This window comes from Xanthomonas sp. JL1, from assembly GCF_038405005.1.
In genome coordinates, this window is the sequence record NZ_JBBYGR010000062.1 from 23,337 (window position 1) to 34,634 (window position 11,298).

Consider the following 11,298-nt stretch of genomic DNA (forward strand, 5'->3'; position numbering starts at 1 on the left):
CCAGGAGACAGACCATGACCGTCTCGAATGACGCGTTGATCGCCAAGATCGACGCCAATCCGAAGTACCACGCACTCAGGCGTCAGCGTAATACGCTGGGCTGGACACTCACCGCGCTGATGTTGCTGGCCTATTACGGCTACATCGGCCTGATCGCCTTCGACAAGAAATTTCTTGCCAGACCGATCGGTGCCGGCGTGACCTCGATCGGCATTCCGATCGCGATCGGGGTGATGGTGTTCACCGTCGTCATCACCGCCATCTACGTGCGTCGCGCCAACAACACCTACGACCAGCTGAGCGCCCGAATTCTGGAGGAAGCCCGCAAATGAGCAAGTATTCGCGCCTTCTTCTGATACTTGCCGGCTTGCTGCCTGCGGGCATCGCGCTGGCAGCCGGCGGTGAGATTGGCCAGGTCGACAAGCAGCCCACCAACTGGGTGGCGATCGGCATGTTCGGCTTCTTCGTGCTGGGCACCTTGTGGATCACCAAGTGGGCGGCGGCCAAGACCAAGTCGGCCGCCGACTTCTATACCGCCGGTGGCAGCATCACCGGTTTCCAGAATGGTCTGGCCATTGCCGGTGACTACATGTCGGCGGCCTCGTTCCTGGGAATTACCGCGGCAGTGATGGCCAACGGCTACGACGGTCTGATCTACGCGATCGGCTTTCTGGTCGGCTGGCCGATCCTGACCTTCCTGATGGCCGAACGGCTGCGCAACCTCGGCAAGTACACCTTCGCCGACGTGGCCGGTTACCGCTTCGCGCCGACCGCAATCCGCAGCTTTGCGGCGTCGGGCACGCTGGTGGTGGTGCTGTTCTATCTGATCGCGCAGATGGTCGGTGCCGGTGCCTTGATCAAGCTGTTGTTCGGTCTGGACTACTGGATCGCAGTGATCATGGTCGGCGTGCTGATGATGATCTACGTGCTGTTCGGCGGCATGACCGCAACGACCTGGGTGCAGATCATCAAGGCCGTGTTGCTGCTGACCGGCGTGACCTTCATGGCCGTGGCAATCATGTGGCACTTCAACTTCAGCTTCGAGGCGCTGTTTGCCGAGGGCGTGCGGGTGAAGACGGCGATTGCGGCCAACGGCGGTGCATCGGCGGCGGACGCGGCAAAAGCAGGCCTGGCGATCATGGGGCCGGGCGGTTTCGTGAAGGACCCGATTTCGGCGATTTCCTTCGGCATGGCGTTGATGTTCGGTACCGCCGGCCTGCCGCACATCCTGATGCGCTTCTTTACCGTTCCCGATGCCAAGCAGGCACGCAAGTCGGTGCTGTGGGCGACCACCTGGATTGGCTACTTCTACATCCTGATCTTCATCATTGGCTTCGGTGCCATCGCACTGGTGTTGACCAACCCGCAGTTCGCCGATGTCGTCACCGGCACCATCCACGGCGGCAAGGGCGCGGCCAACATGGCGGCAGTGCTGGTCGGCAATGCAGTGGGCGGCAACGTGTTCATGGGCTTCATCTCGGCGGTGGCCTTCGCCACCATCCTGGCGGTGGTTGCGGGTCTGACCCTGTCCGGCGCCTCGGCGGTGTCGCATGACCTGTACGCCACGGTGATCAAGCAGGGCAACCCGGCGCCTGGCTCCGAGCTCAAGGTCTCGCGTGCCACCACCCTGGTGCTGGGCGTGATCGCGGTGCTGCTGGGCATCGTGTTCGAGAAGCAGAACGTGGCCTTCATGGTGTCGCTGGCCTTCGCCATCGCCGCCTCGGCCAACTTCCCGGTGCTGATCCTGTCGTTGCTGTGGAAGAACTGCACCACCCGTGGCGCAGTGACCGGTGGTTTCCTCGGCCTGATCTCCTCGCTGGTGCTGACGATCCTGTCGCCGTCGGTGTGGGTGGACACGCTGGGCAATGCGGCCGGCTCGGCGCCGTTCCCGTACACCTCGCCGGCATTGTTCTCGATGACGATTGGTTTTGTCGGCATCTGGCTGTTCTCGATCCTGGACCACAGCCCGCAGGCGGCCAACGAACGCGCAGCGTTCAAGGCGCAGCAGATCCGTGCCGAAACCGGCCTGGGTGCCAGCGGTGCATCCGGTCACTGATCGACCGGTTTCATTGTTGGTGCAATCGCAGACGCCGGCCCAGTGCCGGCGTTTTGCGTTTTGGCCAGGCTGCTGTTGTGGCGGCGCCTCAGCCAGACGATTGCGCTAAAGCTCCGCACCTGACTGGCCCGCGCGGCAGCGCGTTCGCGCTGGGCCGTTCGCTACGAGGCCATCGACACCGTGGCGCCGCTGCTGGAGTCGCCACTGCATGCGTCCGACCCGGTCGACGCGCGGCAGCGAGGGGCGCAATGCCAGTCACTGGCGCCAGCGATGACGCAGCTGCACCGCGGCGCGCCGAGGACAAGGCGCCGGATGCGCTCAGCCAACAACAGCAGCAACGGCACGTACGCTGGCGATCGGGCTGTTGGGCGATTGCTGCCGCAGACGTGCAACCGCGAAGTGACACCGCCACCTTCCGCTGACCAGAGCGCGTACATCTCCAGGCAGCAAGAACTTAGCGGCTGACAACACGTCGCGAGCCGCTGTCAGGTGGGCGCGGACAGCGCGCTCAGAACCGCAGTGGACGCGGGGCACATGCCGATTCCGAACACCGGCCGCGCCCGCCAGGCGGCTTCGCAGTCGTTTTGTCAGCCGCTTTTAGAAACAGCTACGCAACATCGCGATGGCGTTGGCCAACGCTCAGCATCGCTTCGCCAGCAGCGGCGACGCTGCCGTCGTTATCCATCCGCACCGGTTGTCCAAACGCCTCGGCCAGCCAGGAGCACAGTGCGATCCAGCCAAGGGCGCGCAGCGGCTCGGGCGGGTTGATGAAGGCATCGTCACCGGTGAAGAACCCGCTCATTGCCACGCCGATGCCCAGTCGCGTGCCGGCAGCATCCACACATGCCAGCAGCGTGGCATCGGCGGCCTGCAGCCGGGTAAGCACGCCGCACAAGGTGTCATCGGTCAGCGCGACCTCGCTGACGGCGAGTACCGACCCGGAAAGATCGGCCAGCGCCAAGGTCCGCGCATCGGTGGCAATGGAGATGCCCAGCGTGTGCCCGTACCCCGGATTCAGCGACACCGCCATGGCGGGCTTGCCGCGCCCGCTGCGCGCCACCGCCTCGCCCATCTGCACCATGCCGCGCGCTTGCAGATCCTCGATCAGGCGCACTGCGGTCTGCACGGTCAGCCCGGTGCCCCGACTGAGCTGTGCACGGGTGAGCACACCGGCCACCCTCAGGCGGTCGGCTCGTTGACGCTCAGGTTGGGAAGCGCTGGCCAATGCGGCGGCAACGCGACGGCGGCTGATGACGGCATAGCCAGCGGTGTCATAGGGGCGGCGCCAGCTTACCCACTTCGGCGGCACTCATGAATGCTCAGTAAATTAGTGAATCCATAGCTGCTGTGACGTGCAGGTGCCCCCATGGTGCAGTCGCTCGCGGCCGTTGTCTCGTCGGTGCTCGCCTGCAGGCAGACGCCGCCCCGTGCTGCCGCTCTGCGGCAAGCGTCAGTCGCGCCACCTCAGCGCGCGCCGTCGTACGATGTCGGCGAAACACATGCCGCACGCGTCTGGTCGGGACGCGCACAACCAGCCCACCTCCATAGCGGCATTGCGTGGCGCGAACGCCCGTTTACCCTCCAACGCGGGGACGCTGTGCCCCACCGTCCTGAGGCACGGCACATGGCGCGGTACCATTGGTGGTTTGAACCACGGTCCACGCCATGAAGATTGCCTCCTGGAACGTCAACTCGCTCAACGTGCGTTTGCCGCACCTGCAACAGTGGCTCACCGCGTTCGCGCCGGACGTGGTTGGGATCCAGGAAACCAAGCTGGAAGACCATCGGTTTCCTGACGCAGCGCTGGCTGAGCTGGGCTACCGCAGCGTGTTTTGCGGGCAGAAGACCTACAACGGTGTCGCAATCCTGTCGCGCTCGCCGGCGCTGGACGTGCAGATGGGGATCCCCGGCTTCGACGACGTGCAGCAGCGGGTGATCGCTGCCACGGTCGATGGCGTGCGCATCATCAACCTGTATGTGGTCAACGGCCAGGACGTGGGCACCGACAAGTACGCCTACAAATTGCGCTGGCTGGCTGCAGCGCACGACTGGATCGCGCAGGAGCTGCAAACGTATCCGCAGCTGGTGGTGCTGGGCGACTTCAACATCGCCCCGGATGCGCGCGATGTGCACGATGCGACGGTGTGGAACGAACACCACATCCTCACCTCGACCGACGAGCGCGCCGCGTTGGAAAAACTGCTGGCGATGGGCTTGCACGATGCGTTTCGGTTGCACACCCAGGACGCCGAGCACTTCAGCTGGTGGGATTACCGCCAGGCCGGTTTCCGCCGCAATCTCGGCCTGCGCATCGACCTGACGCTGGTGTCCGACGCCTTGCGCACGCGCGCCGTGGAGTCGGGCATCGACCGCGAACCGCGTACCTGGGAACGCCCCAGCGATCATGCACCGGCGTGGGTGCGGCTGGCGGAGGTTGGCGCATGAGCGAGCGGCATCTGCGTCGCAGCACGCACAAGGTAGGCGATGTCACGCTGGGGCCGGTGCATCGTTTGAGTTGCCACTGCGGTGCAGTGCAAATCGATCTGGATCTGCCGCATGGTCTGCTCGATCCGCGCCGCTGCGATTGTTCGATGTGTCGCCGGCGTGGCGCCATCGTCGCGTCGGTCTCGCTCGATGGCCTACATGTGCTGCAGGGCGAAGACGTACTGCGGCTGTATCAGTTCAACACGCAGACGGCAGCGCATTATTTCTGTGGCGTGTGCGGTATTTACACGCATCACCGGCGCCGCTCCAACCCCAACGAATATGGTTACAACGTCGGCTGCCTGGAAGGCGTCAATCCATATGCCTTGAACATTGCCGTGCCCGTGGAAGACGGCGTCAACCATCCGGCCGACCGCGTTACCGCGGCAAGCTGACACGGAAACGCCCGGGCAGACCCGGGCGTTGCATGCAGCGACGTGCGTTTCACGCAATGCGTTAGCGCAGGCGGCCGCGGGTAAAGAGATTGACGATGGCCAACAGGATCACCGCACCCACCAGAGACCATACGAAGGTCCACAGCGTGATGACCTGGTTGATGCCGCTGCCAAACAGGAAACCAGCGATCAGCGCACCCACGATGCCGACCACCACATTGAGGACGATGCCCTGCTGCGCATTGCGACGCATGATGATGCTGGCCAGCCAACCCACGATGCCGCCGACGATCAACCAGATGATGATACCCATGTTGCTGATCTCCCTGTTTGCGTGCACCGGAAGTGGTGCATGGGCGCCATTCGACGCAGCCGCGCGTGAAGCAGCTGTCGAGCGCGATGAACGCGATGGCCAAGCGTTTGGCTTGGTGCACAGCGCGTGACAGCGCATGCCAGCTGGCGGGTCGGCCCGGTGCAGCTGTGGCTGCGCCCGCACCGGCACGGCGAACGTGGCGAGCCGCAGGCACGTCAGCTGCTTGGCCCGGCGCTGGGGATGGACCAGGCGCTGGTGCCACTGCAGCGCGATGCACGTGGGCGTCCCTCGCTGCAGCCGGCACTGCCCGACCGCGATACCGGTTGGAGCCATAGCGGCGAGTATCTGCTGGTGGGGCTGGGCGAGGGCGTGCGGCTGGGCGTGGATCTGGAGCGCATCCGCGCGCGTCCGCGTGTACTGGAGATCGCCCAGCGCTTCTTTCATCCCGACGAAATCGCCTCGCTCGCTGCGCTGGCGCCGGACGCACAACACGCGCTGTTCTTTCGGCTGTGGTGCGCCAAGGAAGCCTTGCTCAAGGCGTATGGGCATGGCCTGTCGTTCGGCCTGCATCGGCTTGCGTATGCACTGACGCCCGACGATGCGCTGCACCTGCAGTGGTGCGATCCGGAGCTTGGCCAGGCCGCGCAGTGGCAGTTGCACGAATGGTGGGCTGCACCGGAGTGTCGCGCCGCGTTGGCGTTCTATCCGTTGGCGGGCGCGTAAGCCTGCCGCTGTGTCTGGTTACCCCGCAGCGTGCGGCAGAATCGGCTGACGAAACTGGGCCACGCCATCCAGGTCGCGCAAGGTCACCGTAAGCACGCCGCTGCGGCCATCGATCTCCACCTCGCCGAAGAACTGGTAACCGGCCAGCGGCGAGGTGTTGGGCGCAGGTGGCGCTTTTTGAAACATCACGCTCGGGCCGAACGTCGCATCCAGTGCATTCGGCCCGAAGCTGCCGGCATTGAGCGGGCCGCCGACGAATTCCCAGAACGGTTCGAACTCCTGAAACGCGGCGCGATCGGGGTGGTAATAATGGGCCGCGCAGTAATGCACGTCGGCCGTCAGCCACACCGTATTGCGGATGCGTGCGCGGCTGATGAAGCGCAACAGCGTGGCGATTTCCTGCTCGCGGCCACGCGGCGCACCAGGGTCGCCATTGGCGATGGCTTCCCAGCGCGGTCGCCCGTTCGCATCTTCGCCATCGGGGACCTGCAGGCCGATCGGCATGTCGGCGGCAATCACTTTCCATTGCGCGCGCGAGCCGGCCAGTTCGCGTTGCAGCCACGCCAATTGCTCCGGGCCGAGAAACGCGGCATCGGGGCCAGGCTGCGGTTGCAGGTTGTCGCTGTTGGCGCCGCGGTAGCTGCGCATGTCCAGCACGAATACATCCAGCAGCGGGCCGTACGCGATCTTGCGATAGATGCGTCCGTTGCCATCGGCACGCACGCCGCGCATCGGTGCGTATTCCAGGAAGGCCTGGCGGGCGCGCTTGGCCAGCACGTCGATGTCGCGCACGTGATAGCGCGCATCCAATTGCTTGCCGGGCGACCAGTTGTTGGTAGTTTCGTGGTCGTCCCATTGCCAGATTTGCGGCACTTCTGCGTTGAAACGGCGCACGTGCTCATCGAGCAGGTTGTAACGGTAGTTGCCGCGAAATTCGTCCAGCGTTTCGGCCACCTTGCTCTTGGCTGCGGTGGTGAGATTGCGCCAGCGCTTGCCGTCTTCGACCGTCAGCGCCGCCGGAATCGGGCTGTCGGCGTAGATGGTGTCGCCGCTGTGCAGGAAGAAATCCGGATTTCGCTCGCGCATCGCCGAGTAGATGCGCATGCCGCCGATATCCGGATTGATGCCGAAGCCCTGGCCAACAGTGTCGCCGCTCCAGACAAAGCGCACATCGCCACGCGCCTGCGGTGCACTGCGCAGATGACCGTGGACGGGTGCGCTCAGTACACCGCTGTCTGCATCTTCGAAGCGCACGCGATAGAAGATGTCCTGATTGCGCGGCAGGCCGCTGAGGTCCGCGCGTGCGGTGAAGTCGTGCGCTGCCGACGCTGTCGTGCCGTCCACGCGTCGCGCCTGACGCAGGCTTGGGCGGGTGTCCCATTCCACCCGCAACCGCGCCGGGCGATCGGCACGGCTCCACAGCATCGCGCGGCCGTCCAGCACATCGCCGCTTTGCACCCCGTCGGTGATGATCGGCCGCCCCGACGGCGCGGCCAGGCTGCGCGCTGACCAGCCGGCGGTAGCCGGCAGCAACACACCGGCACCCAAGCCTTGCAGGATGCGGCGGCGGGCGGGATCGGAGGCAGTCATGGCATGTCCTTCAGGCAGCTGCGGCAGCGGGCAGATGTAGCGCTGCCGTCTTACCGCTAGATGTCCATTTCCACGCCTGACGGCTTCAATGCGATGGCCGACACAGTGCGCCGTGATCGGAGTGCTGTGGGCGGCAGTTTCGGCGCAATGCAGGCGTGCGCAGCCGGGGCAGCGGCTCAGGCCTCCACTGCACCGGGCCTGCCGTCTTGCACCACGAAGCGTTTCGTCGTCGACACTGTCGCGTTGCGGTCGCGCCGATCGGAGATGCCTTGCAGCCGCGTTTCCATCTGGCCCGGCGTGACCGTCACCGACACATAGCCGCGCGTTTCGCCGTCCACGTAGTGCACGTGCGGGTTGGCTGCCATCGTCGCGTGCAGTTCGACATTGCTCTGGCCGTCGGAGGTGATCGAGGTGCCGACGAACTCGGTGGCCAGCGTTGCCGACGCGTCGTCGGCCGGATCGGCCTTCAGGTCGGTGACCCAATACGAGTGGATGTCGCCGCCCCAGAACACGGGGTTGCGCAAGCGCGTCTTCGCAATCGCAGCGAGCATGCGCTCGCGCGTGGCCGGGTAGCCGTCCCAGCCGTCGGTCCAGTGGCCGACGACGCCATCGCGACCGGATTGGCGCATCGGTGCCACCAGCAGATCCTGCGCAATGACATTCCAGCGCGCCGGCGACCGTGCGAAGCCGCCCTGCAGCCAGCGCTCCTGCTCCCAACCGAGCATGGTGCGACGCGGGTCGGTACGCTCGCGGCAACTGTCGGCCACCACATGCCCGCCGCGCCAGCCATTGGCTTGCGGGCAGGGTTGCTCGCTGCGGTACTGGCGGCCATCGAGCACGTAGAAACGCGCCAGCTGGCCGTAATCCAGCGAGCGGTAGATGCGCATGTCGGCACCATGCGGGCGATGCCGGGCCCGCAGCGGGAAATGTTCGTAAAAGGCGCGATAGGCGGCAGCGCGCCGTGCCAGGAAGGTGTCGACCGGAATCGACGGGTCCTGCGACCAGCGGTTGGCGTAATCGTTCTGTACCTCGTGGTCGTCCCAGGTCGCCACGCAGGCACTGCCGGCATGCAGCGCTTGCAGGTCCGGGTCGGTGCGGTAGAGGGCGTAGCGGTTGCGGTAGCCAGCCAGATCCAGGCACTCGCCGCTGCCGTGCGGGCGTACGACCTTGTTCGCCGCTGCGCCCTGGTTGCTGTACTCGTAGATGTAATCGCCCAGGAAGAACACCAGGTCCGGCTGCTCCGCGGCGAGGTGGCGGTACGCGCTGAAATACCCCAGCTCCCAGTGCGAGCAGGAGACAAAGCCGAACCGCGCCGTGTCCGACATCTGATGCGCTGCCGGCAAGCTACGCGCGCTACCGATCTGGCTGCGCGCGCCCAGTGCCTCAAAGCAGTACCAGTAAGGGCGATCGGCCGCCAGACCGGTCAGCTCCACGTGCACCGCATGGCCCCAGGCGGGGCTGGCAACGGTCTCGCCCTGGCGCACGATGGTGCGCATCTGCGGGTCGCTGGCCACCTGCCAACGCACCGGCACCGCTGCGCGCAGTCCACCGCGTCCGTCCGGGTCCAGCGGGCGGGGTGCCAGCCGCGTCCAGATCACAAAGCCATCGGCCAACGGATCGCCGGCCGCCACCCCCAGCGTGAACGGGTCGGCAGTACCGCTAGCGCGTGCGAAGGGGCTCAGCAGCCCTGCCGCGGCCAGACTGGCGCCAGCGAGGAGGATGCGCCGCCGGCTAGGATCCGGTGGAGCCAGTGTGGCAACGGAATCGGGCAGGGGTGAGGCGGCAGACGGGTCGATCGCAGGCATGGACAACAAGGCAGAGAAACAGACGCAACCATGGTGCGGCTGCTTCATGTAAGTTTTGTGTCGCATGGTGCAGCCTGGCTGCCGATCCATTCATGCACAGGCAGCCACGGGCAGTGCGAGCGTCGCGCGGCAGGTGGACCAGAGGCCTGGGCAACCACGCCATCCCTCGCCGCGATGCCCATCGATACGCGTGCCCGCCAGCCCAGCTGCGATAATCGCGTCATGAACGATGCCGCACTTGCCCCCGATGTCTCCGCCGCGCTCGAACGCGGCCTGCAGGCCCAATCCCTGGATACGGCGTTCGCCGCACCGCTGCTGCGCTACCTGGCCTTGCTGGTGCGCTGGAACAAGACCTACAACCTCACCGCCGTGCGCGACCCGCGCGCGATGGTCACCCGCCACCTGCTCGATTCGCTGGCCATGCAGCCCTACATCGCCAGCGGCATGCTGGCCGACCTGGGCACCGGCCCCGGCCTGCCCGGCATCCCATTGGCGATCACCCGCCCGCAGTTGCAAGTGACGCTAGTGGAAAGCAACGGCAAGAAGGCGCGCTTCATGCGCGAAGCCTTGCGCCATCTGGAACTGCGCAACGCCCGCGTGGCCGAATCGCGCGCCGAAGCGCTGGACGAGCCAACTGCCTACGACCACCTCACCGCGCGCGCGCTGGACACGCTGGCCGGCATCATCGCCGTCGGCGGCCACCTGCTGCGCCCGGGCGGCAGCTTGTTGGCGATGAAGGGCATCTATCCGCACGAAGAAATCGCCGCACTGCCCGAAGGCTGGACGATGAGCGAGGTACACCAGCTGCAGGTGCCCGGCCTGGACGGCGAGCGGCATCTGGTGGTGGTGCGCAAGGCCTGAGCCGAAGCTGCGTCGGCCGGTTTCAGCGGCCCTCACCCAGCCCCTCTCCCGCAAGCGCGAGATGGGGCAACTTCTCGCCAAGGATGCGTTCAACCCCGCTCTCGTCAGGACTGCCGGTTCCTCTGTCCGGCGCGAGGTGGCCTGCTGCCTTCGACACGCCCACCAAGTCCCTTGCCCCGGTTGCGGGGGTAAGGTGCCGGCAGGACGAATGGGGGCGGTACCCGGCACGTCAGGCCAACCGCCGACACGCCTGTCAGACCAGGGCAACAGCCCGCGTTGGGACTTCCAGCCCATGGCAGCACGCCCGGGTGCTGCCATGATCGGACGTTGGCTCCAGATCAGGCTTTCTGCACGTGACCTCTCCGCTCGCCGCCGCACTCTCGCTCGCTCTGCTGGGCGCAGACTTCGTCGCCACCTCGGCGCAGGCCGCCACACCGCCCGCTCCGGCCACGCTCACCGCCGACGCACCCGCCAACGCGCGCTTCAGCGCCATCTACGAAAAAGAGTGGGCCTGGCGCCAGGCCGAGACCGGCCAGGCCGACGAAGACAGCGACACCACCGGCGACAACACCCATCTGCCCGACGTCAGCGCGACCGCGCAGCAGGCGCGACTGGCCGTGTGGGACGGCGTGCTCAAGCAGCTCGACGGTATCGACCCGAAGCAGCTCTCGCCCGCCAATCAGATCAACCTCGCCATTTACCACCCGCAGGTGGAAAACCTGGCCGCCGACGTGCGCACGCGCCTTTACGAAATGCCGTTCAATGTTTTTAACGCAGGGCGAATTCAACTCTGATTCGCAACGCTGTTGAGGACCTCCTCGGAGAAGACTTCGAGGGGCGTTTTGAATCCAAGTATCTTGCGCGGACGATTGTAGAGCCGCTGCTCGATCCATCGCAGGTGCGCATCGGTGATGGTGCTGAAATCGGTCTGTCGTGGCAAGTATTGGCGTGTCAACCCGTTGGCATTCTCGTTGCTGCCGCGCTGCCATGCGCAGTACGGATCTGCGAAATAGAAATCGCTCTGCAAGCAGGCGGCAATGAGCCGATGATCGGCGAACTCCTTGCCGTTGT

At 65.7% G+C, this 11,298-nt stretch carries 10 protein-coding genes, 1 other RNA gene and 2 pseudogenes; 7 read left to right on the forward strand and 6 right to left on the reverse strand.

Annotated features, from left to right (window positions below):
- Positions 1 to 14: 14 nt before the first annotated feature.
- Positions 15 to 332, forward strand: coding sequence for a DUF485 domain-containing protein (locus WJW29_RS14710; RefSeq protein ID WP_011409798.1), 318 nt, complete (start codon positions 15 to 17; stop codon positions 330 to 332).
- Positions 329 to 2,056: a cation acetate symporter gene (locus WJW29_RS14715; protein ID WP_011260819.1), complete on the forward strand. Its 1,728-nt coding sequence runs from the start codon at positions 329 to 331 to the stop codon at positions 2,054 to 2,056. The genes WJW29_RS14710 and WJW29_RS14715 overlap by 4 nt, the downstream gene beginning before the upstream one ends.
- A 459-nt stretch (positions 2,057 to 2,515) precedes the next feature.
- On the opposite strand, the gene WJW29_RS14720 is transcribed toward WJW29_RS14715, so the two are convergent.
- Together WJW29_RS14720 and WJW29_RS14725 are read right to left on the reverse strand one after the other, a co-directional pair.
- Positions 2,516 to 2,592: non-coding RNA, sX9 sRNA (locus tag WJW29_RS14720), on the reverse strand.
- A 74-nt stretch (positions 2,593 to 2,666) separates the two neighbouring features.
- A pseudogene (locus WJW29_RS14725) lies at positions 2,667 to 3,316 on the reverse strand (ROK family protein); the annotation flags it as partial.
- A 405-nt stretch (positions 3,317 to 3,721) separates the two neighbouring features.
- Here WJW29_RS14725 and xth point away from each other — a divergent pair.
- Complete coding sequence (xth, locus tag WJW29_RS14730) at positions 3,722 to 4,501, forward strand: exodeoxyribonuclease III (protein ID WP_011260821.1); 780 nt, start codon at positions 3,722 to 3,724, stop codon at positions 4,499 to 4,501.
- A complete protein-coding gene (locus WJW29_RS14735) occupies positions 4,498 to 4,935 on the forward strand; it encodes a GFA family protein (RefSeq protein WP_011409800.1) in 438 nt (145 codons plus the stop codon). The genes xth and WJW29_RS14735 overlap by 4 nt, the downstream gene beginning before the upstream one ends.
- Positions 4,936 to 4,996: 61 nt before the next feature.
- Here WJW29_RS14735 and WJW29_RS14740 read toward each other — a convergent pair whose 3' ends face one another.
- A complete protein-coding gene (locus tag WJW29_RS14740) occupies positions 4,997 to 5,248 on the reverse strand; it encodes a GlsB/YeaQ/YmgE family stress response membrane protein (protein ID WP_011409801.1) in 252 nt (83 codons plus the stop codon).
- 126 nt (positions 5,249 to 5,374) lie between these two features.
- Here WJW29_RS14740 and WJW29_RS14745 point away from each other — a divergent pair, with 126 nt between their 5' ends.
- Complete coding sequence (locus WJW29_RS14745; protein ID WP_011260824.1) at positions 5,375 to 5,971, forward strand: 4'-phosphopantetheinyl transferase superfamily protein; 597 nt, start codon at positions 5,375 to 5,377, stop codon at positions 5,969 to 5,971.
- 18 nt (positions 5,972 to 5,989) lie between these two features.
- On the opposite strand, the gene WJW29_RS14750 is transcribed toward WJW29_RS14745, so the two are convergent.
- The gene (locus tag WJW29_RS14750; RefSeq protein ID WP_011260825.1) at positions 5,990 to 7,561 is read right to left on the reverse strand and encodes an alkaline phosphatase D family protein; all 1,572 of its coding nucleotides are present in this window, start codon (positions 7,559 to 7,561) and stop codon (positions 5,990 to 5,992) included.
- Between the two features lie 176 nt (positions 7,562 to 7,737).
- Complete coding sequence (locus WJW29_RS14755) at positions 7,738 to 9,366, reverse strand: alkaline phosphatase D family protein (protein WP_113084399.1); 1,629 nt, start codon at positions 9,364 to 9,366, stop codon at positions 7,738 to 7,740.
- A gap of 222 nt (positions 9,367 to 9,588) precedes the next feature.
- Between WJW29_RS14755 and rsmG the strand changes: the two genes are divergently transcribed.
- Both rsmG and WJW29_RS14765 read left to right on the forward strand, forming a co-directional pair.
- A complete protein-coding gene (gene rsmG, locus WJW29_RS14760) occupies positions 9,589 to 10,227 on the forward strand; it encodes a 16S rRNA (guanine(527)-N(7))-methyltransferase RsmG (RefSeq protein ID WP_011260827.1) in 639 nt (212 codons plus the stop codon).
- Between the two features lie 353 nt (positions 10,228 to 10,580).
- A pseudogene (locus WJW29_RS14765) lies at positions 10,581 to 10,991 on the forward strand (DUF885 domain-containing protein); the annotation flags it as partial.
- A 20-nt stretch (positions 10,992 to 11,011) separates the two neighbouring features.
- Here the strand turns inward: WJW29_RS14765 and WJW29_RS14770 are convergent.
- On the reverse strand, positions 11,012 to 11,298 hold a 287-nt coding region (locus WJW29_RS14770; RefSeq protein WP_113124175.1), incomplete at its 5' end, for an IS30 family transposase.

Coding starts and splice junctions, on each gene's coding strand:
- WJW29_RS14710 (WP_011409798.1), top strand. CDS start 15: ATGACCGTCTCGAATGACGCGTTGATCGCCAAGATCGACGCCAATCCG.
- WJW29_RS14715 (WP_011260819.1), top strand. CDS start 329: ATGAGCAAGTATTCGCGCCTTCTTCTGATACTTGCCGGCTTGCTGCCT.
- xth (WP_011260821.1), top strand. CDS start 3,722: ATGAAGATTGCCTCCTGGAACGTCAACTCGCTCAACGTGCGTTTGCCG.
- WJW29_RS14735 (WP_011409800.1), top strand. CDS start 4,498: ATGAGCGAGCGGCATCTGCGTCGCAGCACGCACAAGGTAGGCGATGTC.
- WJW29_RS14740 (WP_011409801.1), bottom strand. CDS start 5,248: ATGGGTATCATCATCTGGTTGATCGTCGGCGGCATCGTGGGTTGGCTG.
- WJW29_RS14750 (WP_011260825.1), bottom strand. CDS start 7,561: ATGACTGCCTCCGATCCCGCCCGCCGCCGCATCCTGCAAGGCTTGGGT.
- WJW29_RS14755 (WP_113084399.1), bottom strand. CDS start 9,366: ATGCCTGCGATCGACCCGTCTGCCGCCTCACCCCTGCCCGATTCCGTT.
- rsmG (WP_011260827.1), top strand. CDS start 9,589: ATGAACGATGCCGCACTTGCCCCCGATGTCTCCGCCGCGCTCGAACGC.